Below are 24724 nucleotides of genomic sequence, written 5' to 3' on the forward strand. Positions count from 1 at the left end.
GGGAGAGGTTTATGAAACCTCCGTCAGGACAATTCTAGTCAGATAGAGTCGAATATCATGATTCCGAAAAGTAGAATCAGATAAACAATAGAAAAGGCGAAAACGCGCATGTCACAATCCCGATCAGAGCGGTAGAAGCGGACGGCCATAAACAGGAAAATAGCGCTGAGAACAACTGAAGCGGCCAGGTAAATAGAACCAGAGATATCAAACAGCCACGGCATCATCGCAACAGGAACCAGTGCAATCGTATAAAGAAGAATCCGCAGCTTGGTGGCTTGAACTCCGCAGGCAACCGGAATTACAGGTACGTTAGCACGCGCATAATCTTCGCGGTATTTCAGTGCCAGAGCCAGAGCGTGTGGCTGCTGCCATACAACCATGATAGCAAATAGGATCCAGGCGGCTGCGCCAAGTTCATTGGTGACAGCGGCATAACCAACCATCGGAGGCACAGCACCAGCGATACCACCAAACTGGTTGGCCCATGGCGTCCTGCGCTTCATCCACATGGTGTAAACACCAACATAACCCACCACTCCGACGCTTGTGACAATAGCAGTCAGTGGGTTAACAACCCATGCCATCAGAGCCAGAGAAGGTATTGTAAGAAGAAGTGAAACAATGAGCACACGATTCGCAGAAACAGCACCAGCAGCAAGGGCGCGATTACTAGTCCGCTTCATCAACTGATCAATATCGCGATCGTAATGGTTATTGAGCATGCAGGAGCCCGCTGTGGCCAGCCCCAGAGTCAGGAAGGTCCAGCCAATCAGATGCCAGTGCGGCATAATACCATGGTTACCAAAATAGATGCCGGTCAGGGCAGCTACCAGCGTAAGACCAACGATGCCCGGTTTGGACAGCGCAATGTAATCCGAAATAACGGAACGGGCGGAGACCTGCTGTTCTGCTAATGAATGACTCATTGGTATTTAAACCCTCTCTACGTCTGTTTAAACCTGATAAGCAAGCCGTTGCCGACGAGCTTACCGCGTTTAAGCAAATGAAAAGTGGCCTCCCGAAGGAGGCCACCGCTCATCTTTCTACTTAGTGATGCCCACCAGTATGGCCAGGATGCGGCTCAAACTCAGGCTTAGGATTGTCGATGAAGTTGTATGGATGCCAACCTTCAGGACAAATCACAGGAGTCGGGAAGTTACCCTGACCTGGAATAATTGCAGTAGCAGTGAATTCCAGAGACTCTGAACCCCATGGGTTCGCATTGGTGCACTTCTCGCCAGCAATTGCACCATGCAGCCATACCACGATCATCAGCAGTGCGCTTACGAAGGTGATGTAGAGGCCGATGGTAGACCAGTGCTGTGCAGAAACGATGGTCGCATTATCAGCAAACATCTGGTAGTCCATGTAACGACGTGGCATGCCTTCCATACCTGCGAAGTACAGTGGACCCATCACGATGTTCATGCCGATGAAGAAGCCAACAGCAGTCAGCTTAGTCATGAAGGTGTTGCACATACGTCCGGTCAGTTTAGGGAACCAGAAGAATACGCCAGCGAAGATCGCCATACCGCCGGATACTGCCATCACATAGTGGAAGTGAGACATGATCACGTAGGAATCGGAGATACCATAATCGATAGCAGAGAGTGCGTTTGGAATACCGGTCAATGCGCCGATGATCAGCATGAAGAATGCGCCAACTGCCCAGTACATTGGACCAGTGTAGCGGATTGCGCCACGGTACATGGTACCAGTCAGTGACAGCATCAACAGGCCGAATGGCAGTGAAATCAGCAGTGTGGTGAACGTCTGCAGCAGACGAAGCCAGTCAGGAAGACCTGCAACGTACGCGTGATGTACCCAAACGTCAGAAGATACTGGAATGAACGCGATAACGGACCAAACAGTAGCTTTGTAGTTGAATACGTCGTTACGAGCAGATACTGCGAAGATTTCAAACAGAATACCCATGAACGGCAGCAGAATCACGTATACAGCTGGATGTGAGTAGAACCAGAAAAGGTTCTGATACAGCAGTACGTCGCCACCAACTTCAGGATTGTAGAAACCAAAGCCGAGGTATTTGTCCAAGCTCAGAAGCAGTACAGATGCAGCCAGTACTGGTACGAAGATCAGCTGAATAACGTTTGCAGTGAATACACACCATACAGTCAAAGGCATCTGGAACCAGCCCATGCCCTTGCAGCGCATGAATGCAACAGTACAAGCCAGGTTAACAGCACCGAATACAGAAGACATACCGAGGATAACAACTACTGAAGAGTACAGTGCAGTGTTACCAACAGCGTCAGTCAGTGAGTAAGGCGGGTAGCCTGTCCACATACCGTTATATGAATCTGGAATCACCAGGTTCATCAGTGCAAGCAGGATACCAGACCACAGCAGCCATACTGACATTGCGTTAACACGTGGGAACGCCATGTCCTTGCCGCCAACCATGATAGGCACAGCCCAGTTAGCTACGAAGCCCAACAGGGCAGGAATCTGGAAGCCCAGAATCATTACGGCACCGTGCATTGTCAGCCACAGGTTGTAGATATCACCATTGTCGGTGATGTCCGGACCTACGGAGCCAAGCTCGAGACGCATTGCGGATGCAGCAAGACCTGCTACAACGAATGATGCAATCGCACCAATCAGGTACCATACACCGATGACCTTATGGTCAAGGGTGAACACCCATTCTTTTACTGTTTTTGGCTGACCCGGTTTACCGTCCGGCTCATGTCCCATAAAACCACTCATAAGTTTTCCTCCTCTATTATTTTAAAATTAAATCTTGTCAGCGGTAGTAGCAGCTGATGCAACACCGGTTACAGATGGTACAGATGCAGCCTGCTCAGCTACGTACGCGTCGTAGTCAGCTTCAGAAAGCGCTTTAACTGTGCCATACATGCCTGAGTGCATGGTACCGCAGTACTCACGACAGGTAACAACAGACTCGCCCTCTTCATTAGGCATGAACCACTCCCAGGTAATACGACCTGGCATCAGATCCTCTGTTACACGGTAACGGTTCATGTAGTGAGAGTGCAGTACATCGTCAGAAACCATGCGCAGTACGACAGGGGTACCAACCTTAACAACCAGTTCGTTGTCAGTGTCGATGCCATTGGCGTCTACATAGTTCCAGTTCCACATAGAACCAGTAACCTTCACTTCCACAGCGTTGGTTGGAACATTGCGCATGTGGTTGTGCAGGTCAAAACCCTTCACGTAGAGGAAGAGGTCATCGCCCAGGAACAGCATACAAGGGATAACAACCCAGCCGAGTTTAGCCTGAGGGCTGAGCTGAGGCAGTTTGCCGCGCTCGCCGTGGCCTTTGCGTACATAGATAACCATGAATGCAATAGTAATAATAGCGAAGACAACACCGAGAATGGTGATATCCCACATGGTTTCATGCCAAACTTCGTCCCAGTGCTCGTGCGGAGTCCAGCCGTTGTAGTCAGCACGTGTTGCTGGTGCTGCTTGGAATGCATGCGCGAGTGACGGAATCAAAGGCAGTGCAAGCATTGCCCCCATCACTTTGTGCATAAGTGATTTAACTTTCATGTTTTACCCTCCTAAATTTCATATACGAAAAACTTCCAACAATCAGTGTCAGCCCGAAGATCAGTGCGCCAGCGGCGACGAAGAGCGGAATGTTGATTGAGTATTTACCATCTTTATAGTTATAGCTGTAACAGGCACCAACAACGAAATCGATCACGTTGGCGGCAGCGATCTCGCCACCCTTTGCCTTGGTAATGGCCAGCTCCATATCCGTCGGAGTAATCGTACCGCCATACAGGTAACGTGTTACCCGTCCTTTCGGTGACAGCATGATATATACATTCGGATGCAGGAACATGGCATCACGCGGCGACCAGAAGAACTTAAAACCCATGGAACCCGTAAGCTTCAGGATATCTTCCTTTTTCAGCATGGTGGTCATCTTCCAACCGTCTGGCAAACCATCAGCAAACCCGGCCTCTTTCATGAAGTTCGCAAGTGTTGCAGGCGTATCGTTCTGGTCGAAGGAAACGGTAAGAACATTGTAGTCCTGACCAATCTTCCAGCGCTCCACACCCTTCAGTGTCTCGGCAAGATTTTTATTAATTACCGAACAGGCTCCGTCGCAGGTGTAGTAGCTGAATGCCAACACCAGCGGCTTACCCGTCATCGAACCAAGCTTAAAGTCTGCTCCGGTCTCATCCTGCAGGACAAAATCGTAATCAGCCTTTTCACCCAAGTATTTCATCTCTTCAATCTTGAGTATGCTTGGATCAACCACTGAGGTCTTGGTGACATTACCGTAAGCGGCATGCGCACCATTTGCGAACCCCAACATCACAACAGCGGAAACCGCCATGGCTGCAGCCAGCTTGCGCAGACTGGACCATGACGATTTCACTGAGTGTGAGGAGGTTTGTTTCAATTTATTACAGCCTATATCTACGCGTGCTTACCAGAAATAAACCTGGAGCAGCACCCATACGCCAAGAACGTTCACGAAGTGAACATACATGGACATCGCACGGGTGTATGAGAAGCTCAGGCGGCCTTTAAAGGCAGATGGAACACAGGTCAGCATGACCAGGATACCCATCACCAGATGTGCAAAGTGAATACCGGTAAAACCGTACAGTGCAGTTGCGAATGCATTTACGCCAATGGTAAAGCCCTGAGCCTGAAGTTCAGACCAGCCAGCAATAGTCATATACATAAATACAACCCAGATCGCAACGGAGATCAGAGTAAACGTTGCGAAGCCGGAAGCATCACCGTTGAGCTCTTTCTTACGAGCAATACCAATTGTAAAGCTGGACAGGATCAGGATCAGTGTAGAAATCACCGCTCCGTTCGCACCCAGATCAGCAGGTGTACCTTCTGGTGGCCAAACAGGTGCGCCCAGACGGGCAACCCAGTAACCAGCAAGAACGCCACCGATAGTCATGATTTCAGTACCGATGAACATGAACATGGCCGATGGTGACCAGTTTTCGTCGTCAATTACGCCGATGGTTTCAGCTGCCCAGCCAAGACCACCCATAATGGTCATGCCGGCACCTACTGCCAGGACAACTAGTGCAACAGTTTGCATTTCATAAACAAACTGCGCCATAAACGCCAATGGTAAGAACAGACCTGCACCGAAACCTACAAGTAACGGATTAGGACTGGTATGCCAATGGGCCGTATAATGTTTTATTTCTTCACTCATTTATACCCTCCTCGTGTTGTTAAGCCAAAGCTTAAGTTACATGCCTCACATAATAGTCGTAACATAAGTGGTCGGCATTCTGCATATCTGAAATGGGCATATCAAGCACAATTTTAAATAAAATTTAATCTTAATTAATGTTGACTTCATCAGAAAAAATCGCCATGCAACCCGCATTTCCAGGATGAACGCAATAAACATGTGGGAATCCAGACAGTTACCGAAATCGCCTCACTCACAGAGCAACGGCTAAGATAGCAACTGGAGCGCTGCACAGCGCAGTGAATGATAATTAGTGAACGAAATTTAACTCCGCAACTGCGCGTTTTGCGCACAAAGAAACCACCTCGGACTCAGCAGGAGGCTCCCATAGCTCTGAGTTTTCTACCAATAGCCTCACTGTCATATGGCTTTATAATGTACTCATCAGCTCCCTCTGCCAGCATTTTCAACATGGAGGGCATATCAGCCTCTTTACCGACAGCCACCACCTTTGGAGCGGTCGAATCCGGATACATCGCTTTTACTTCAGCAATAAAACCACAGCCATTCACAACTGACTTTCTAGATCTGAGCATCACCAAACCGATACCGGGCCTTTTGCCGATCATCTGAAGCGCATGTTCAGCACTGATCGCTTCAACAGGAGTACATCCAAAATGCGCAATGATTCTGGCTAACGAAACCCTTGATTTTTCGAGGTCATCTATAATCAACACTTCCATACTCATCCATCTCCCATACCCCTTCATCTCCATCAATTCAGAAAGAGATTTATGGCAAAAAACTGAATCACACTATCCACCTGGCCATCAGACAATCCCTTGCAGCCACCGGGCACGAGCAGTCAAAGGTTGTCTATTTCGATAATCGGCACGACTGCCATGGGCCGGATAGGGGTGTCTGAGAGCGTCTTCTCAACAGCAATCTCATCACAGTCGGCAAAACGGGCGCAGTGCACACATACCGTCCATACCTTATGAGGCAAGCTCTCCTTGGAAACAATGCGGTATCCGAGCTTCTGAAAAAAACCGGTGACATAGGTCAACGCAAACAGTTTGGCCACACCGAGACTTGCCGCCCACTGCTCACAACCTTCCACCAGAAGGCGTCCTACCCCGTGCTTCTGGTATTCAGGGGAAACCACCAGCGAACGCACCTCCGCAAGGTTTTCACCATAGATGTGCACACAGACTACACCGGCCAGATCCTCATCGTATTCGGCCACGAGGAACTCCTGCAGATGCTGAAAAACATTATCTTTGTCGCGCTCCAGAATAATGTTCTTTTCAGCAAACGGTTTGAGTAAGCGGAGAATCGCCTCGACATCCCCTGCAGCAGCACTGCGCACGCGGACAGTGTGACTCATTGAGACCTTACCACCCTGCCGCGATCAAGCATGGTTTCAGCATGACGGCATGACTCTTCATCCAGCCCTCCCAGCATGCGGGCAATCTCCTGCATCCGCTGATCAGCATTCACCTGATTCAGCGTGGTTAATGTCCGCCCTTCGTGCTCGTATTTGCTGATCACAACCTGATGATCCGCACAGGAAGCAACCTGTGGCAGGTGAGATATGACCAGCACCTGCCTTTCGCCCCCCATTAACGCCAGCAACTCACCCACACACCATGCTGTTTCGCCACCGATTCCGGTATCAACTTCATCAAACACTGCGATATGGGGCATTTGTGACAGGGCCCCACACCCTTTCAATGCCAGAACAAGTCTGGAAAGCTCACCACCGGAAGCAACAACCGAGAGTTCACGCCATGGTTCGCCCGGATTGGACATCACCTGCATAGTCACACTATCCCAGCCATTGGCACCCCATGCGGTCTGGTCTTGCCTTTCAGAAACATCAAAACGAATCTGCATACCACCAAGGGACAACCGGTCCATAAATGGTCTCAGCGCACCACTAAGTTCCTCACCACACTTCTTTCGAGCTTCTGTTAACCTGCCGGCAACCTCAGAGAATCGACCTTCCGCCGCTTCCAGAGCCTTGGCTAACGACGCCTCATCCCAGCCAGCCGTGTCGAGGGCAGACAACCGCTCTGCCCACTCATCAATAAGCAGAAGCAATCCATCTTCATCCCTGTCATGACGGCGCATAGCATCATGTAGCTGTATCAGGCGCTCTTCTTGAAAACGCAACAGCTGCTCATCAAACGGCTCTTCCAGCACGGTGCGCAACTCAGGTGTCAACTCACCCAGCAAGGCATCCATCTGCTCGATTAACTCACCACTCGCTTTCAAGCCATCATGGTAGGATGATGCCACCCCAATAATATGGCCGGCTCTGGCAATCAACTCACGCGCACTGGGCTCTGCCTCATCCAGCAGCATCAGCGCTTCTGAGGCTGACTGCTGGATCTGGGCATGGTGACGCCCCGACTCCACTTCAGCCTGTAGCAGATCAGACAACCCCGGTTCAACATCCAGGGACTGTAAGCGAGCCAGCTCCTCACGCATCCACGTTGCCTGCTGCTCAGTCTCACCACGTTCGGATTTCAGGGCATCAAGGGATCCCCTGACCTGTCGCCACTGCCTAAACGCCTCGCCGACAGCACTCCTGTCCTCAATATTGATCCGTGCGTCCAGCAGCGCACACTGAAATCCCGGCTGCATCAATATTTGATGCTCATGCTGCCCGTGCAGATCAAGGCAGATTTGTCCTAATTTTTGCAGCACCTTTAAAGCGACAGGAGTTCCATTGATATATGCACGCGATCGGCCATCCTGCCCGATCACCCTTCTCAGGATTAACTCATCCTCAAGCTCAATATCCTGTTCAGTAAGCAGCCCTGCGATTCTTGAATCGTCACCATCCCAGATGGCGACCACCTCCGCCCGTTCGGCGCCGTGACGTACCCATTCAGCACTGGCCCGTGCGCCAAAAGCCGCTCCAAGCGCATCCACCAGCATCGACTTTCCCGCACCTGTCTCACCGGTAAAAACAGTCATGCCAGGTGCCAGCTCAAGCTGGGCCTTCTCAATCAATGCAAATTGTTTAACCGTTAGCGATGTGAGCATCAGGTAGCTTCGACCTGCCCGGCCCATTTTAGTTTGGTTCTAAGTACTTCGTAGTAGTGACGATCCGGGAGGTAGACCAGTGAGATGGATCCGTTCTTCCTCACCACTACACGGTCACCCTGCTCCAACTGCAGAAGCTCTATACCATCAAGGTTAAGTAAGGCCCCACCCTCCGAAGATTCAACTAGACGCAACTCGATCTGCTCATCGGCAGGAATCACTACAGGGCGATTGGAGAGCGTATGCGGACAGACAGGCACCACACTGATCGCATCTACCGCAGGATGTAGAATCGGCCCGCCAGCAGAAAGCGCATAGGCAGTTGATCCCGCAGGCGTGGCAAGAATCAACCCATCACCACGCATTTTGAACACGAAACGATCATGGATATACATCTCAAACCCGATCATTTTACCTCTGCGCTCAAGCACGACATCGTTCATGGCGCAGCCACCGGCCAGCCTCTCCTCACCCCGCCACACCTCAGCATCAAGGCTAAAGTGACGCTTAGTCTTCAGGTTACCGGCAAGAATGTTCTCCACCACATTAAACATGTTACCAACGGGAGTGTCGGTCAGGAAACCGAGCCGCCCCAAGTTGATGCCGAGAATAGGTGTATCCGATCCAATGAAATCGCGTGCGGCATGCAACAGAGTTCCGTCACCGCCAAGCACAATCATCAGCTCCACTTTCTCAGCCATTTCAGAAACCGGCAACCGTTCACAACCGCTGGGGCACCCCATGCAGGACTCCAGCTTATGATCCACATAAACCGTGCATTGACGTTCGATCAGCCAGCCCTGCAGCTCGCAGAGAAGTGCACAAGCACGTGCATCATTGGGCTTGATGCTGATGCCTATACGATTCACTTAGGCGCCGCCCCACTCCAGCCATCTGGTTGAAGGTGGCACTGGAAGCACTGGCCGCTCTGGATGTGCCCTTTCGGCTGGGGGCGCACCCCCTCCTGTCCGTGGCAAGTCAAACACTGCGCCTTTGAAGAAGACGTCCGATGTGTCGAATCACTCGGAACAGGTGTGGTTTTGCGTTCGCCACTGCCCAACACCAGCGTCAAGACCACTGCAGCCACGACACCGAGAAACAGCATGTCTCTTTTACCAGGTTTCCAAGCATTCTTTTGCTGATTCGCCATTCCAACTCCCTGTGGAAGCACCGATTTGTACTGTGTTAGACGCTAAGGCAACACGATAGCAATACTTAACCATCTGCAACAGCGATTCCACCAACAATTTTACCCCGTCACAACCAGTTCGATCCCCGAGCTCAATCGCCGCAAAATTGAAAGGGACAAAAAAACAGTAGCATCAACTTTTTATTTATAGCCCATACTGCTAGGCTATCGCATATAGTGCACGTTAATGCACAGACCAAAGTTTTTAAGTAGAGGATATGACATGAACGTTGATCAACATTTGAAAGTCGCACAGTGGCACATCGAACAGGCCCGTCTGCACGCTACATCACAGCATAGCTGTGGCTGCCCTGCCAACGAGCACTACCAGAAAATCATCGATGAAGTTGAAAATGGCAAGGTTGAAGAGGAACTGGTCTGCTCGACTGAAAAGTAACCCGTCATTTCTAGAGTATCGAAAAGCCGCCTGAAAAGGCGGCTTTTTTTTGCCTTGGCAACAGGATGAAAACAAACCCGCACTTTCCATGTTGATTACCCGAGTAAAACAATCGGGTATTGTTCGTGTCTCATGTCAATTATTTTAGTTAACTGGCATACCACTATCCTCTGGAGATCAAATGAAAATCTTACAAAACCACAAATTAACCATCATTGCAGGTGTGCTTCTCACCCTCATTCTGGTGGCTATCGGCATCAAGAGTACGATTGCTGGCGGCGGCGCATATGATGGCCTAGATCCATTCGGCTTGGCCCGATACGGTCATATTTTGGCTGGCATCACCTGGATCGGACTGCTCTATTATTTCAATTTTGTACAAGTACCCTCACTGGGTGCTGTTACTGCAGAAACAAAGACGGAGCTGTTCAAACAGGGAAGTATCGTTCGACGTGCGCTGTGGTGGTTCCGTTGGAGCGCGCTGTTCACCGTTCTCTTCGGACTTGCACTGTATCACAACCTTGGTACGGCCGCCGGATGGGATATCCGCATCGGCGCAGCCTTCGGCATCATCATGTGGTTCAATGTCTGGTTCATTATCTGGCCTGCCCAGAAAAAGGTGATCGGCATCGTCAACGCAGATCCCGATGAAAAAGTAGCGGCTGGTAAACGTGCCCTGATCGCATCGCGCATCAATACAATGTTTTCCCTTCCCATGCTCTTCTTTATGACATCGAGCGCCCACTTCCCGATCTTCAACTGATCGGATACGCTACAACTAGCAAGAGCCTCTGATTTATCAGAGGCTCTTTTTTTGTAATTACGGTGCAACTGCACCATAGCCTCCAGCTCCAAAATAGAGATCACGGATAAATATCACTGCCAGCTTGAGGCCCCTCGCCCTGCATATGGCTGATCAAAATCACCTCTTCAAACCATTCCCGGTCGCCTTGTTATTCCGCGAACATGGGTTAAACTAGTAAAAGTTCATACTCTATGTTTCCAATATATTGCTGAGTCGATATGACCTGCTCAAGAATCAGCAACACCAACCGATAGTAAGGGTATCGATATGATTAACACCACAAGGCAAAGGAAGGAGTAACAGCCGGCATGAGCATTGATCACTCATCAATTTCAGGTGCTGTTATGGTCACCGACTCAGAGCAGCGAATTGTTCGCATCAATTCTGCATTCAGCGCCTTAACCGGTTATTCACATGAGAGTATATGCGGGCAACTCTCCAGTCAGCTGTATGCAAAGCCACAGCAAGTGACATTTATAGAGAGTTCAGAACTGGATATTATGGAGCATAAAGGTATCTGGACATCCCATATAAGCATCAAGAAAGAAAATGGTGATATAATCAAAGGCTTCCAGACCACAATTTCTGCTACAGACAATCAGGATAAAATCTCTCACTACATTCATATTGTGGAGCCACTGGAAACAGAGAAGGAAGCGAACTCCTACGATCAAAATACGCAACTGCCAAACCGCCATCTGTTTAAGGGAATTCTGGCGCAGGAGCAGGAGAATGCTAAAAGGAAGGGTTTCCAGCTGGGCGTGCTTTTGATCGACATCGATCACTTCAAGCTCATCAATGACTCCTTGGGTTATACCAAAGGCGATGAGTTACTGCGCATGGTTGCTGAACGGCTGGAAAGCCAGCTGCGGGGCAACGATATGATTGCCAGCTTTGGAAGCAATCAGTTTGCCGTACTGCTACCCGATCTGGCCCATCCGGAAGATGCAAGCATCGTCACCCTGAAACTGATGAGATCTCTCGAACCCGCTTTCGATCTCGACGGCCAGGAGGTTTTCATTACAACCAGCACTGGAATTGTCATCTTCCCTGGCGATGGCGAGGACAGCGAATCACTGTTACAGAATGCAGAAAAATCGATGTACAACGTCAAGAGCGAGGGGCGAAATGGCTATCAGTTTTTCAAGCCATCGATCCAGAGCTCTGCCATCAACCGGTTAAGCATGGAAAGTGAGATGAGGAAAGCGATCGAACGCGAAGAGTTCGTCCTCCACTACCAGCCACAGGTTGATACTGAAACGGGCAGAGTGCTTGGTATGGAGGCGCTGATCCGCTGGCAACATCCGGATAAAGGTATGGTACCACCCTTCCATTTCATTCCATTGGCCGAAGATACCGGCATGATTGGCCCGATAGGCGAATGGGTGATGCATGAAGCATGCCGCCAGAACAAGGCGTGGCAAGATACGGGACTAACCGGGCTGAAGGTTGCAGTCAATCTCTCGGCACGCCAGTTCTCCGATAGGCAGCTGCTCGGAAAAGTCGACAAGGTACTGGATCAAACCGGACTACACTCAAGTTTTCTAGAGATGGAAATCACCGAAAGCATTATCATGAATGATATTGAAAGCACCATTAGCCAAATGGAACACCTTTCGGAGATGGGGCTGGATCTGGCTATTGATGACTTTGGCACTGGTTATTCATCGCTCAATTACTTGAAACGTTTTCCTATTAATAAACTCAAAATTGACAAATCCTTTATCGATGATGTGATCAAAAGTACGAATGATGCAAAGATCGTTGCGGCCATTATCGGGTTGTCACATAACCTTAGCCTGAAGGTGATCTGTGAGGGTGTTGAAGATTCCGATCAGCACAACTGGCTGCGGAAACACAAGTGCAATGAAATTCAAGGGTACTACTTCAGCAAACCTCTAGCTGCCGGTGAATTTGAGCGCTTTGTCCGCGAAAACACCTCTACCTTAAAGCTCTAACCCTCTGGTACGATAGGCTTCTTCACTGATCTCTGCCTGAATCTTGTCTTGAATCGGCTCAACCTCCATCCACTGCAAAGCTTCGCCCATGGAGTAAAAAACCCGTGAATCGTCCCTGATTCGGGAAGCAATAGCGGCATACATGCGGGCAAGGCCATATATATGCTCACTGGCAACAACTATCGCCCCCTTTCCATGAACCACTCTTGAGCTACCCTCTTCCAGTTCAGCACTTGTTAGCAAGCCTCGCCCAGAGAGTTCACTGACGTCGTTGATATAGCGACAGTCTGCCACTTCACGCACGCCCTCAATGCCACTGTATTCGCTATTCATTTCAAGCACGTGATTGCTCAGCTCACTGTTGGTTAATTTTCCATAAATCAGTGTGAGCACAAAGTTCTGATCTTCAAAATAGATGCGTTCAATCGGCATACAGCTCCCCCGAAGTGATTACCCGGCAGAGACTTGGTTCGTTCCTTAGTCTCCTAGCGTTAGACTTGCTTATAGTTATTATAATAGCACTCATTGGAGAAAGGGACAGGTCGGAACATGTGTTTCCTTAACTCGACCTATTCTCAGCGTCGCCCCCTCCTAGTTCATACAGGAGTTCACTCTGCCATCAGGCTGACCGAAGCTATCTATCCATCTTCCCCCTTTTATTCTCTTTGCAGTTCACTAAGATAGTGAACTGAGCAGCAACGCCAAGGAGTGACTATGGCCGGTTCCAAAAAACCGACAATCGCACAGCAGCTTTCCAAACTTCTGGAAATGGATGTGGCCGATATAGCCAGCCTTCCTTCACTCTATCGCCATGCCACCCACCTGTTTCGTTTCGCCTACCGGGTGGTCATGCGCTTTATAGATGATCGCTGCATCCAGAGAGCCTCGGCCCTCGCTTACGCATCCCTGCTGGCCATCGTACCAATGGTTGCGCTCGGCTTTTCCGTATTCACCAGCTTTCAGGCCTTTGATGCCATGGCTGGCAGTGTCAGTGACTCACTCCTGAGTTACCTGCTACCCACCAGCCAGAAGGCGGTACAGGATTATCTCGGCACTGTGGCTGACAAAACCACTGCCATCTCCGTATTCGGTGTCATCGGCCTGCTCTTCACCGCAACAGCGTTGCTGAACACTATTGAGGAGGCCTTTAACGACATCTGGCGCATCACGCGAGCACGTGCCTGGCTCTCCAAGTTCATCACCTTCTGGGCTACACTGACCCTTGCCCCGATTCTGATCGGTGCATCCATCACCATCACCTCCTACTTCACCGCACTACCGGTGATCAAAGAGGTGGCCGAGGGTGCATCCTACATCAGTGAGGCCCCATTCCTTGTGCCCTGGTTAATGTCCTCACTGGCTATGGCAACGTTGTATAGCGTACTGCCAAACACATCAGTTCCATTCCGTTATGCAGCAGTCGGCGGCTTGGTTGCAGGCGCTCTGTTTGAATGGGCCAAATTCGGCTTTGCCTTTTATGTTACCGAAGTGGCCAACTACGAACGCTTGTACGGAGCGCTTTCTACCCTGCCGATCTTCCTGATCTGGATCTACCTGATCTGGGTCATCGTATTGCTCGGCTCTGAAATTGCTTTCTGCATGCAGCACCCGGAGCAGTCACACAGGCAGACCAGCAGTTTTCAGAAGCCTGGCATCCGGCAATTCTATTCGCATCTGATATTACTGCGTTCAGCTCAGGCCCTGCATCAAGGAAATACGCTGAACATGGATGACCTGATTGATGATACCGGTCTTCCCAGCAATATTCTGCAGGAGTGGCTTGACCAACTCTGCAATATCAAGCTGTTACGTTACACCGAGTCCAGCGATGAAGAGCCCGGCTGGGTTCCCGGTTTTGATGCCGAACAGATGAGCCTGTATGAAATATTCGTTCGCCTGAATGAAACACCAATGGAGGTCCCGGAAGAGTGGCAGGGAACCTCAATTGGAAGGCAGCTTGCAGGGCTCTACTTCCGCCTGGGGCGCGAACGTTCTGGCCTGCTTAAAAGCATGAACATCAGAGAGATTATGGAGAAGGAGCAGGAAAGGGATGACGCCAGGGAAGAAGTTCTGAAAGAATACGACACATGACTAAAGCCCGACTCATCATTGCAGATTCAGAACACAATGCAGACATGCTCTATGCCAGCGGCATCTTCGTACCCGATGCATTTATAGCGATTGAGGTCAAAGGCACGTGGCATGGCCTCTTCTCCCCGCTTGAGGTGGATCGTGCTCGCAAAAACTCGAAGTTCGCCCATGTGCATCTCGACTCCCCGTTGAGAGCAGCAGCAGAAAATTCAGGCCGCAGTGGACTGGCTTCTGTAGCCGCCGCCTTTCTTGAAAACCGCGCCATCAAAAATGTAGAGGTGCCGGACCACTTCCCGTTTGCTTATGCCGAGCAACTTAAATCATGGGGTTTTGAAATCAGCGCCAGCGAAGGAGCCTTCTTTCCGACACGAGTCATCAAAACAGAACAAGAGATTAAATACCTTGCCCATGCGGAGAAACTGACCAGACAAGCCATGATACAGGCGGAAGGTTATCTGGCCGCATGCGATATCGGTGATGATGGTATCCTGCGTGATGGTAAATCCTGCAAAAAGGTAAAAGCAGCCGATGTGCGTCGTGCCATTGAAACCTTCCTGATTGGAAACGGTGCCATGCCCGCCCACACCATTGTCGCCTGCGGAAAAGAGGGGGCTGACCCCCACAACATCGGCAGCGGCCTCATCCGCGCCCATCAGCCGATCATTATTGATATCTTCCCGCGTGTACTTGCGACCGGCTACTGGGGTGATATGACGCGCACCTACGTCAAAGGTAAAGCCACAGCAGAGGTCAAAAAAATCTATAACACCGTGTCTGCAGGGCAGGATATCGGCCTTTCGATGGTCAAAGATGGAGCTGATGGCACACTCATTCACCAGGCCATCACCCATCATTTTGAAAGCCAAGGTTACCCGACCAAAATGGTGCGTGGTAAGCAGACCGGATTCTTCCACGGTACCGGCCACGGCGTCGGCCTGCAGATTCACGAAGCCCCGGGCATCTCCACCCGACCAGTCATCTTAAAATCCGGACAGGTCGTTACAGTAGAACCCGGTCTCTACTACCCGGGACTGGGTGGTGTCCGCATCGAGGATATGGTTGTTGTCCGCGATAACGGCTGTGACAACCTCACCCGCCACAAGCGAAAACTCGAGATCGAATAACCCATGTAGCGTTGCGACAACAGCAAAGAGTGGCCTTTCAAACACACCGTTTCACCCAAACCTTCGGCTCAGATTGAATCGATATATGACTACCCAGACACTCAATGTAACAGTGTTTAAGAAAATCAGGGCGATTCACCCAAAAACTTATTTTTAATCTATAATAGAACTGCAAGCATTCTCTAGTGATATCGTTAGCGATGTGGTTGGCTTCAAAAGATAAACTCTCAAGGAGGGTCGGCTATCAGAACAACAGGTATACATATCTGTTTTAATCACCCCGCCAGTGTGAGAAATACTCATCCCATAAGCTTCAGGAGAACGCAATGGGATTCCTGAACAGGCAGGCTTTCCTGCTGGGCAATCTGGTCGACGACCTTTTCCCTTCTGCCAAAAAGGCTGGTGCAAAAATAGTTATCAGCCACAGTGGTGATACTGATGAATTTCCCCCGGATAGTGAGAGGCGCAAACATGTGCGTTTCCCGGTTTGCTTGGCGGTGCGCCATGGAAAGGAACAGCCGCAGATGATTCAGGACTTTGTGCTCAATGCTAGCGAAGGTGGCGTATTTATTCAGTGCGATGCCCCCTACCCACCAGAGACAATCATCACGCTCCACTTTTACGTTCCTCCGGATGAGAGGCTGCTTGCTAAATTCAGTGCTGAAGTCACTGACATAAGCGACGGATCGGAGTACGCGGTTGGCATGCATGTAAAGTTTTTCCATTACAGTGATGATGACATGGATCGTTTCATGTCCTTTCTGGAAGAGGGTCGACACCTACTGGATATTAAAACCTAATCTTCCAAAGATCGCCAATTTGTAAGAAGCCCCCTGTTCCGCCAAACCCCTATGGGAAGCTGTAGCAGAATATGTGAGTGACAGTCATGGATCAGAGTAAGCTTTGCGATTGATTCTTTTGCAGGATTTTCGTGCCACCGAGCCGCCAGAGAACGATGCCACCGGGGATGGCTGCTATGATTAGAACAACCACCCAGAGCGCAGCCATCGCACCTGCGGCTTCTGATGAAGCACCAAACCAGACGGCAATACCAACATAACCAGCCTCACGAATACCAAAGCCGTTAAATGAGAGCGGCAGAGCCGATGCCAGCGCAATCAGGCAAACCATGAAGCCGTAGACAAACCAGGAAAGCTCCAGCCCCACTGCAAGCCCTAGAAACACATGTGCCTGCACAACCAGCACCTGAAAAACCAACGACACTGGAAGGCTTTTCCACCATGCACTGGAGAATTCACCACTTGTTAGTGGCAATGATTTCCACCCTGAGAGTTTTCCCTGCCACGCTGACTGCTGAAGTTTGGGCCACCACAGTTTGGTCGTAATTAAGACGATAAAACCGAACAGCAGGCCTGCATTCCAGAGCCACATCCACAACGAAGGCACATCAAGAAAAAACATGCAGAAGGAGACAACCAGCGCTAGGCCGGCAACACCGTTCAGGCGCTCAAGGATGACACTGGCGGCAGCAGGCCAGCCTGCATTCTCGCGCCCCTTTGCCAGCAGATAACCGCGCGCTACATCGCCGCCGATAATTGATGGCAGGAAGAGGCTTAAAAACATGCCGAGGAAATAGAGCTGAATCTTTCTGGAGATCAGTACTGAAAGCCCCAATCCACGGGCCAGCCATGCCCAGCGAATGGCGGAGAAAACTTGTCCGATGATCAGGCAGAGGCAGGCAGCAATCACCAGTGACCAGTCGGCCGTTTTAAGCAACTCACCGATGGCGGCAAGGTCGAGTGACCATACCAGATAAGCCAGCAACAAAGCCGAAAGGAGCAATTTAATCCAAAGCATCAACTTATCGCCCGAAGTAGCTAAACAACCTGCTACTCGTCCTCGCTCCTAACGCTGTAATGACGACGTCCGGTTGCTTCGTAGTAGGTGCGCGCCTGCATCTCAAGCATCAGACCGATACCAAACAGCAGGATACCTGTAACAATCAGCAGTGACCCCAGTTGCAACATCGGCCTTGCCGCCAGATCAGCGCCGAAAATAATCTTATCCATGGTCAGCCAGAGATCGATAAACAGCCCGGATGCAAGTGAGATAAGGCCTGCCGGACCGAACAGCTGCAATGGTCTGTCGGTAAAACGCTGGAAAAATAGAATCAGCAGAAGATCCACCACCACGCGAACCGTGCGCCCGATGCCGTATTTACTCTCCCCAAACTGCCGTGGCCTGTGGGTCACCACCTCTTCACCGAGCTTGGCACCATACTGGCTCGCCAGTGCTGGCAAAAAGCGGTGCTGTTCACCGTAAATGCGCAGGTTCTTTGCCACATCCACGCGCATCAGTTTCATCGGGCAACCGTAATCGTGCATGCGCACATTTGTGGAGCGTCGAATCAGCGCGTTGGCAATCTTGGACGGAAAATTACGCGATAGGCTGGCGTCCTGCCTGTCCTTGCGCCAACCATTGACCATATCTAGCTTGTCCATCTTCAGACGGGCCAGAAGCTTGGGGATATCGGCCGGGTCGGTCTGCAGATCGCCATCCATGTAGACCACATACTGACCGCGAGCCCGCTCAAAGCCTGCGCTCATGGCGGCGGTCTGGCCGTAGTTGCGACGCAACTGCACCAGCACAACACGTTCATCCGTCGCACGTGCTTTTTTCACAGCTTCAACGGTACCGTCATCAGATCCATCATCGACCAGAATCAGCTCATAATCGAAATCGCAATCACTCAGCTTTGCAGCCACCTCGGCCACCAGCAGCGGAACATTATCCTCTTCGCGGTAAACCGGCACGACAATCGAAATCATTTCCGCCATGGTATCTCCTCTCCTTCAACAACCGGCTCCAGACTCACCAGCAGCAGCCACCTGCGCGCATACATGCCGTAAAGGCGAGCATGCACGACAAGATAGGGCATAATCTCTTGTGGCAACAGTTCCAGTGCTTGTTGGGTCATCACAACCCCCCTGCCCCGGGTCAGCCATGCCCCGACTTCATCCACACTTGCCAGCACCGGCAGGCGACCGCCGTGATAGTAGAGCAGGGATGGCTGGAAATATTGGAATGTCGCCAGGCTCTCACCATCAAAACCCGCCGCATCAGCTTTGGCTGCCAATGTTTTACTGACCTTATGATGTTCAATATTTGGCAGCGACCAGCCGGTGAGCAGCAGGATAGAGAACAGCATTGCAGCTGCCAGTGGCACCCACAGCTCGCCTCGCTTGTTAACAAGCCACCAGCCAGAGGCAAGCACAACCGGAAGCAGCGCCAAGGTATAATAACCCTCCCCTGGCCACATCTTCTCAAGCGCAACGCCACCGCCAACAACCAGAGCTAGCGCGATGGCCAACGCACCCCAGGCAAGCCAGAGGCGCGCCCGTTTGCGAAGCTTGTCTGAGGTTTCCGCCCAGCCAAAGGCCATCAGCATAGCTGCAGCGGGAAACAGTGGCAGTACATAGTTGGGCAGCTGGGTTCGTGCGATACTGAAAAAGAGAATATAGACGCCGATCCAGCAGAGCATAAAGAGGCGAACCGGGTCCCTGCGCAGTGCCTCAATCCGCCACGTCCCAAATGCAATCATAGCGGCCAGCAAACCGCTCCACGGAAACCAACCAAGCAGAACTGTAAAAACATAGAGCCCAGGGAAACCTTTATGCCCCTGCAGGGGATCGGTAAATCGCTCGATGTTGTGACGGAAGATAAAACCCTCCAGCCAGACACCATCAGTCAGCACGCCCACCGCAAGGTACCAGGGAGCAGCCACAAGCAGAGCCACTGCCACCCCTTTGAACGGGCGAAACAGATGCCAGTTTTTCCAATCATTCATCAGTGTCAGGAAGGAGGCCATGATCAGCAGCGGCATCAGCCCCGCAACCGGCCCCTTGGCTAGAATACCTAACCCGATCGCCACATAGGCCGCAATCAGCAGCTTTGGCATACCTGCAGCAGGATTCTGTTTCTGCTCAAGGTAAACGATCAGCAATGCCGGCAGCGTAAAGCCGAGGGAGAGCATCAACAGCGGATCGGGAACGGCTGCGCGTGCGATAACAGAAATATGAAGCGCCGTTGCAAAGAATCCTGCTGCCATCAGCGGGATAATCTCGTGCTCGATCTTTCTGACATGGAAGCCTGCAGCCGTGATAAGCCTGCGGCTCATAAACCAGACCACCACCACCAGAGAGGTCATCGCCATGGCCGATGGCAGGCGCGCCGTCCACTCATTGACCCCAAACAACGCATTAAGCGGAATCATCAGCCAGTAGATCAGGATCGGTTTATCAAAGCGGTAGTCGCCGTTGAACATCGGCACCCACCAGTTACCGTCCAGCCACATCTCACTCGCACAGACTGCATTATTCGGTTCATCGACGTCCCACAGCGTATGGCCACCAAGGAAGGCGAAGAAATTGACTGCGCAGATGAGCAACAGCCAGAAAAGTGGCTGCTGCAGGAACGATTCGTGTTTGAGGGTCAAGGCGTATTAGCCGCCCTGAATCATCTGATGGGCAAGCCGCTCGAGCGTAGCAACGAGGAAGTTATTCAGAAACATGATAATCAGTAGCACGATCAGTGGAGAGAGATCGATACCGCCAATATACGGTACTCTTTTCCGAACCTGAAAAAGCATGGGTTCAGAAAACTGGTTAATGATCCGGACAATCGGGTTGTAGGGATCGGGTGAAACCCATGAGAGAACTGCACGGGCAATCACCACAATCATCGCAAGTGTAAGAACCACATCCAAAACTGTTGCCAATGCCTGCAAAAAATAGCCAAATACATACATTATCCTGCTAACTCCTCTGATCGCTTGCTCGCAGCGATCACACCCTTACGCACCGCATCGGGAAGTCCCATCTCATACATCATATCCAGCGCTGCCTGTGTCGTGCCACCGGGACTGGTCACCTGATGTCTGAGCTCTGCTGCAGTTCGATCACTCTCCACCAGCATCTTGCCGGCGCCAAGCGCAGTCTGTGCAGCCAGCTTGGCAGCCAGATCTGCAGGCAAGCCCAGCTTTTCACCAGTCGCCTGCAGCACCTCGGCCAGCAGGAAGAAATAGGCTGGACCACTGCCGGAGAGTGCAGTCACGGCATGCATCTGCCCCTCTCTCTCCACCCGTACTGACTCACCACAGGCATTAAGAAGGTATTCAGTACGCACCTTATGTATCTCACCTGCATCGCTGAACAGCACCGACATACCGGCTGCCACCAGTGCAGGCGTATTGGGCATCACGCGTACAATATTGGCAGCTTCCCCCAGCCACTCATGCATAGCTGCCGTGCTTACACCGGCTGCAATACTGATGACACTGGCATCGGTTTTCAGATGAACATTTAAGCCTGCAACAGCGGCCTTCATCTGCTGCGGCTTCATTGCCAACACCAGCAGGTCAGCACGCTTTGTGGCCACCACATTATCCTCGACGCTAATCACCTGGTAACTGGTCGTCAGAAACTCGCGGCGCGCCGGCTGCGGATCGGCTACAATAATATGCTCGCCTGCATGGCCTGCACGACGCAAGCCTGCGATCAATGCCTCGGCCATATTGCCGCCGCCGATAAACCCTATTGTTAAATTCTGCATGGTCATTCCTCAGATCCTGTATCTCTCATCTGGAGCCAAACAGCGTCGAGCCCAGTCGCACAATCGTTGCACCCTCTTCCACAGCAATCCGATAATCATTGCTCATGCCCATACACAACTCGGCAAAGCTCCCACCGAAGAGATTATCCCGCAAGCATCTCAAATTCTGAAATGCCTGTCGTACATTGTTATCCCTCGGGGCCATGCCCATCAGACCTGCCAGCTTGAGCCCATCAATACGGGAAAGCGCATCGGCCAATTCACCGACCGCATCAGTAGCTACCCCACGCTGCGCCGGATTGTTGGAAACATTCACCTGAATCAGAACGGGAAGCTCTCTACCCTCCACATATCGCGCCACAGCAGCGGCAGTCTCGATATCGTCGCAGCTGTGCCACATAGCAGCATGACGGCCAATATATTTAGCTTTATTCTTCTGCAGCGGTCCAATCATATGCCAGTTGCATTCAGGCCACTGCTCAGCGCGATCACGCAGTGACTGGGGGCGCGATTCGCCAAAGTCTGTCTCCCCTGCCCCAATCAGCTCCTGTACCTGGTCATCCGGCGCATACTTGCTGACCGCAAGCAATTTCACCTCGCCAAGTTCAGAGGTCAGCTCTTTCCAGCGTTGAATCAGCTCTGGTTCGTTAGACATCTGTTAGAGAGAAGCGCTGTCCCATGAGATGCGCTGATCCAGCGCCCTGCTCAGGGTATGTTCGTCCAGATATTCCAACTCACCGCCCTCTGGAACACCGCGCGCAATACGGGATATAACAAGCCCTGCATCGCGGTAACGGCGGGCAAAATAGTGGGCTGTGGCTTCGCCATCCACCGTGGCACTGGTGGCAAGAATCAGCTCTTTGAGGCCCGCCTTCACACGTGCATCCAGTGCAGCCAGGTTTAACTGCTCGGGGCCAACACCATCAACCGGACTCAAACGACCGTGCAAGACATGATAATGGCCACGATAACTGTGACTGCGTTCCATCATCAGCACATCCACCGGCTGTTCAACAAGACATACCGTCCGGGCCTCTCGCTTAGGGTCATCGCAATACTGGCAAAAGCCCTGCTCGGCAAAACAGCCGCACACTTCACAAAAACCGACTAGTTCATGCAGCGATTTCAGGGAAGCGGCAAGCGCTGCCGTCTCTCCGGCAGGTCGTGAGAGCAGATTAAGCCCCAGACGCAAGGCTGTTTTCGGACCCACGCCAGGCAGTGTCGAAAGCATCTCGACCACTCTACCCAGAGGGGCAGGCATACCCGGAAAATGTATCAACTCAACACCAGCCTGTTTGAAATTATAGTGAGAAACCTGGAGGCAATGGCATTCCCGCCATTAATCCCTGCTGCTTCTGCTTGGCAACTTCCTCCACTTTCTGAGCTGCATTATTGAATGCAGCCACCATCAGGTCTTCGATCAGATCCTTGTCCTGCTCCTCCCAGAGCGAAGGGTCGATCGTAATGCGTCGCACCATGCGGTCGCCACCCATCTGAACCTGCACCATGCCACCGCCAGCTTCGCCGCTGATCTCCATTGCAGCCAGCTCTTCCTGCATGACCTTCATGTTATCCTGCATCTTTTTCGCCTGCTGCATCATTTTAGCAATATTCATCTGACACTTCTCCGTTCAATTCAAAAATTAGAAAATAAGGCCTGCGACTGTTTAGGCAGTTTCGTCAGGCTGCACTCCGGCAGGTAGAACCCTGACCAGCTGCGCATCCATCTCACGCATCAGCGCGTGAATATGCGGGTCATCTTCAGCAGCCTTACGCAGTCGTGCGGTTTCAGCTCTGGCCTGACGATCACGTTCCTGCGAAAGCGACTCACCCTGGTGATCTTTCTGTGATTCCCAGAACACCTCTCGCCCCAGCCATTCAGCAAATGCGAGCCGATCAGGAGTAGCAAGCGCACGCTCCTGATGTTTATCCAGCGCCAGCCTCACTTTACTGCCGAACTCGACACAGACCACATGATCGAGCATGGCTGCCACCCCAGGCTTGACCTCATGGAAAGCATCAACCACCTGCTGCCAGTCATTAAACTTTTTCCCGGCCGATTGATCCTGCAATGGCAGGTCGGGCTCTGGTCTCTCTACTTCCACTTCAACGGCAGCCGGCTGAACCGCCACCGGCTCCTCATCTTCCTGCACTGCTTCGAACATCATATGTGCTCTTTCTGTCTCAGCAGGCAGAGCTGTCGACAGCGGCTTTTCTGATTCGGCTTTTTGCTGTTTCGGCAATGGCTCAACGATCACCTCAGTAACCGGCGAGATACTGTTCAGGCCGCAAAGGCGCATCAATACCATTTCAGAACCCATGCGTTCATCCACAACCGCCAGGTCACGAATGCCACTGAGCAGCACCTGATAACGCAGATCCAGTGCCTGTAGTTCCAACACCCCTGCATGCCGCTCAAGCCAGTCGCGATAGCCGGCATCCACCTCTTCACCAAGCAGGCTGATATCCACTTTAAGGCACGACAGTTGATGCCACAAACGACTCAGTTCAAGAAGCAGTGTCCGTGGCCCATGGCCGCGACTTACTGCAGCGCGCAACACCTCAATAGCCGCTGAAGCATCGCCTGCAAACAGGGTTTGAGAAAGCCTGCATACCAGCTCCGAACCCACCAGGCCGAGGGCAGACTGAACATCAGCGATGGAGAGCTTCTCACTGCTATATGCAAGCACACGCTCTGCCAGTGAAAGGGCGTCGCGGACACTGCCGTCAGCGGCCGTGGCGATCGCTGCAAGGGCATTCTGGTCCGCCATAATCTTTTCAGATGCGAAGACATGCTCAAGATAAGCAGCAATCTCACCCTGACCGAGCCTGCGCAGGTCAAAGCGCTGGCAGCGTGATCGCACTGTGATCGGCAGCTTATCCGACTCAGTGGTTGCCAGAATAAACAGCACCCGTTCTGGCGGCTCTTCCAGTGTTTTAAGCAGCGCATTGAAGGCGCTCTTGGAAAGCATGTGTGCCTCATCAATAATATAGACCTTGCATTTCAAGGTGCTCGGTGGATAGCGCACACCATCGAGAATCTCGCGCACATCATCTACGCCTGTATGGCTGGCAGCGTCCATCTCCTGCACATCCAGATTGGAACCATCAGAAATACCCTGACATGAGACGCAACTACCGCACGGCTCGCCAGCAACAGGGTTTTCGCAATTAACAGCCATCGCCATTAACCGGGCAATCGTAGTTTTACCAACCCCGCGAATCCCGCACAACAGATAGGCATGGGCAAGGTTGCCACTGGAAAGTGCATTCTTCAGAGTACGCACGACGACATCCTGACCGACAAGATCGGAAAACTTTTGCGGTCGCCAGCGGCGTGCCAGTACAAGATAGGACAT

The 24724-nt window shown here is 51.5% G+C and carries 26 protein-coding genes; 6 read left to right on the top strand and 20 right to left on the bottom strand.

Features of this window, described 5'->3' with window-relative positions:
• Positions 1-38: 38 nt before the first annotated feature.
• From cyoE to Ga0123461_RS08365, 10 genes are all read right to left on the bottom strand, one after another.
• Complete coding sequence (gene cyoE, locus Ga0123461_RS08320) at positions 39-929, bottom strand: heme o synthase (protein WP_100277911.1); 891 nt, start codon at positions 927-929, stop codon at positions 39-41.
• A 121-nt stretch (positions 930-1050) separates the two neighbouring features.
• Positions 1051-2733: a cytochrome c oxidase subunit I gene (locus Ga0123461_RS08325; protein ID WP_100277912.1), complete on the bottom strand. Its 1683-nt coding sequence runs from the start codon at positions 2731-2733 to the stop codon at positions 1051-1053.
• A gap of 27 nt (positions 2734-2760) precedes the next feature.
• Positions 2761-3543 carry a cytochrome c oxidase subunit II gene (locus tag Ga0123461_RS08330; RefSeq protein ID WP_100277913.1) on the bottom strand — a complete coding sequence of 261 codons (783 nt, stop codon included), beginning with the start codon at positions 3541-3543 and terminating at the stop codon, positions 2761-2763.
• Positions 3533-4408, bottom strand: coding sequence for an SCO family protein (locus Ga0123461_RS08335; RefSeq protein ID WP_100277914.1), 876 nt, complete (start codon positions 4406-4408; stop codon positions 3533-3535). The genes Ga0123461_RS08330 and Ga0123461_RS08335 overlap by 11 nt, the downstream gene beginning before the upstream one ends.
• 27 nt (positions 4409-4435) lie before the next feature.
• Entirely contained in the window at positions 4436-5194 is a 759-nt protein-coding gene (locus tag Ga0123461_RS08340; RefSeq protein ID WP_100277915.1) for a cytochrome c oxidase subunit 3, read from the bottom strand.
• Between the two features lie 353 nt (positions 5195-5547).
• The gene (locus tag Ga0123461_RS08345; RefSeq protein ID WP_157819291.1) at positions 5548-5919 is read right to left on the bottom strand and encodes a response regulator; all 372 of its coding nucleotides are present in this window, start codon (positions 5917-5919) and stop codon (positions 5548-5550) included.
• A gap of 122 nt (positions 5920-6041) precedes the next feature.
• Positions 6042-6563: an N-acetyltransferase gene (locus Ga0123461_RS08350; RefSeq protein ID WP_100277917.1), complete on the bottom strand. Its 522-nt coding sequence runs from the start codon at positions 6561-6563 to the stop codon at positions 6042-6044.
• Positions 6560-8230: a DNA repair protein RecN gene (locus tag Ga0123461_RS08355; protein ID WP_100277918.1), complete on the bottom strand. Its 1671-nt coding sequence runs from the start codon at positions 8228-8230 to the stop codon at positions 6560-6562. Before Ga0123461_RS08355 ends, Ga0123461_RS08350 begins: the two co-directional genes overlap by 4 nt.
• Positions 8230-9099 carry an NAD(+)/NADH kinase gene (locus tag Ga0123461_RS08360; RefSeq protein ID WP_100277919.1) on the bottom strand — a complete coding sequence of 290 codons (870 nt, stop codon included), beginning with the start codon at positions 9097-9099 and terminating at the stop codon, positions 8230-8232. Before Ga0123461_RS08360 ends, Ga0123461_RS08355 begins: the two co-directional genes overlap by 1 nt.
• Positions 9096-9380, bottom strand: a complete 285-nt coding sequence (locus tag Ga0123461_RS08365; RefSeq protein ID WP_100277920.1) for a hypothetical protein — start codon at positions 9378-9380, stop codon at positions 9096-9098. Before Ga0123461_RS08365 ends, Ga0123461_RS08360 begins: the two co-directional genes overlap by 4 nt.
• A gap of 262 nt (positions 9381-9642) precedes the next feature.
• Here Ga0123461_RS08365 and Ga0123461_RS12480 point away from each other — a divergent pair, with 262 nt between their 5' ends.
• From Ga0123461_RS12480 to Ga0123461_RS08375, 3 genes are all read left to right on the top strand, one after another.
• Complete coding sequence (locus Ga0123461_RS12480) at positions 9643-9816, top strand: hypothetical protein (protein WP_198507037.1); 174 nt, start codon at positions 9643-9645, stop codon at positions 9814-9816.
• 181 nt (positions 9817-9997) lie between these two features.
• Positions 9998-10579, top strand: a complete 582-nt coding sequence (locus tag Ga0123461_RS08370; protein ID WP_100277921.1) for a urate hydroxylase PuuD — start codon at positions 9998-10000, stop codon at positions 10577-10579.
• A 350-nt stretch (positions 10580-10929) separates the two neighbouring features.
• Positions 10930-12579 (top strand): sensor domain-containing protein, encoded by a 1650-nt coding sequence (locus Ga0123461_RS08375; RefSeq protein WP_232710100.1) that lies wholly within the window; start codon positions 10930-10932, stop codon positions 12577-12579.
• Here Ga0123461_RS08375 and Ga0123461_RS08380 read toward each other — a convergent pair.
• The gene (locus Ga0123461_RS08380) at positions 12568-13011 is read right to left on the bottom strand and encodes a hypothetical protein (protein WP_100277922.1); all 444 of its coding nucleotides are present in this window, start codon (positions 13009-13011) and stop codon (positions 12568-12570) included. The genes Ga0123461_RS08375 and Ga0123461_RS08380 overlap by 12 nt on opposite strands.
• 282 nt (positions 13012-13293) lie before the next feature.
• Here Ga0123461_RS08380 and Ga0123461_RS08385 point away from each other — a divergent pair, with 282 nt between their 5' ends.
• From Ga0123461_RS08385 to Ga0123461_RS08395, 3 genes are all read left to right on the top strand, one after another.
• Entirely contained in the window at positions 13294-14670 is a 1377-nt protein-coding gene (locus Ga0123461_RS08385) for a YihY family inner membrane protein (protein ID WP_232710101.1), read from the top strand.
• On the top strand, positions 14667-15794 hold the full coding sequence (locus Ga0123461_RS08390; RefSeq protein WP_100277923.1) for a M24 family metallopeptidase: 1128 nt from the start codon (positions 14667-14669) through the stop codon (positions 15792-15794). Before Ga0123461_RS08385 ends, Ga0123461_RS08390 begins: the two co-directional genes overlap by 4 nt.
• Before the next feature lie 326 nt (positions 15795-16120).
• Complete coding sequence (locus Ga0123461_RS08395) at positions 16121-16594, top strand: PilZ domain-containing protein (protein WP_100277924.1); 474 nt, start codon at positions 16121-16123, stop codon at positions 16592-16594.
• Between the two features lie 91 nt (positions 16595-16685).
• On the opposite strand, the gene Ga0123461_RS08400 is transcribed toward Ga0123461_RS08395, so the two are convergent.
• The 9 genes from Ga0123461_RS08400 to dnaX are packed head-to-tail and all read right to left on the bottom strand — an operon-like array spanning position 16686 to position 24724.
• On the bottom strand, positions 16686-17612 hold the full coding sequence (locus tag Ga0123461_RS08400; RefSeq protein ID WP_100277925.1) for a lysylphosphatidylglycerol synthase transmembrane domain-containing protein: 927 nt from the start codon (positions 17610-17612) through the stop codon (positions 16686-16688).
• Between the two features lie 32 nt (positions 17613-17644).
• Positions 17645-18592, bottom strand: a complete 948-nt coding sequence (locus tag Ga0123461_RS08405) for a glycosyltransferase family 2 protein (RefSeq protein WP_198507038.1) — start codon at positions 18590-18592, stop codon at positions 17645-17647.
• On the bottom strand, positions 18580-20250 hold the full coding sequence (locus tag Ga0123461_RS08410; protein ID WP_100277926.1) for an ArnT family glycosyltransferase: 1671 nt from the start codon (positions 20248-20250) through the stop codon (positions 18580-18582). Before Ga0123461_RS08410 ends, Ga0123461_RS08405 begins: the two co-directional genes overlap by 13 nt.
• Positions 20251-20256: 6 nt before the next feature.
• Complete coding sequence (locus Ga0123461_RS08415; protein WP_100277927.1) at positions 20257-20562, bottom strand: YggT family protein; 306 nt, start codon at positions 20560-20562, stop codon at positions 20257-20259.
• Positions 20562-21365: a pyrroline-5-carboxylate reductase gene (gene proC / locus Ga0123461_RS08420; RefSeq protein WP_100278756.1), complete on the bottom strand. Its 804-nt coding sequence runs from the start codon at positions 21363-21365 to the stop codon at positions 20562-20564. The genes Ga0123461_RS08415 and proC overlap by 1 nt, the downstream gene beginning before the upstream one ends.
• Before the next feature lie 25 nt (positions 21366-21390).
• Positions 21391-22020, bottom strand: coding sequence for a YggS family pyridoxal phosphate-dependent enzyme (locus Ga0123461_RS08425; RefSeq protein ID WP_100277928.1), 630 nt, complete (start codon positions 22018-22020; stop codon positions 21391-21393).
• 3 nt (positions 22021-22023) lie between these two features.
• Complete coding sequence (recR, locus tag Ga0123461_RS08430) at positions 22024-22626, bottom strand: recombination mediator RecR (protein ID WP_232710102.1); 603 nt, start codon at positions 22624-22626, stop codon at positions 22024-22026.
• Positions 22627-22666: 40 nt separating this feature from the next.
• A complete protein-coding gene (locus Ga0123461_RS08435; protein ID WP_100277929.1) occupies positions 22667-22981 on the bottom strand; it encodes a YbaB/EbfC family nucleoid-associated protein in 315 nt (104 codons plus the stop codon).
• 51 nt (positions 22982-23032) lie between these two features.
• A complete protein-coding gene (gene dnaX / locus Ga0123461_RS08440; protein WP_100277930.1) occupies positions 23033-24724 on the bottom strand; it encodes a DNA polymerase III subunit gamma/tau in 1692 nt (563 codons plus the stop codon).

Origin of the sequence: Mariprofundus aestuarium, assembly GCF_002795805.1 — a bacterium.
Taxonomy (GTDB): domain Bacteria; phylum Pseudomonadota; class Zetaproteobacteria; order Mariprofundales; family Mariprofundaceae; genus Mariprofundus; species Mariprofundus aestuarium.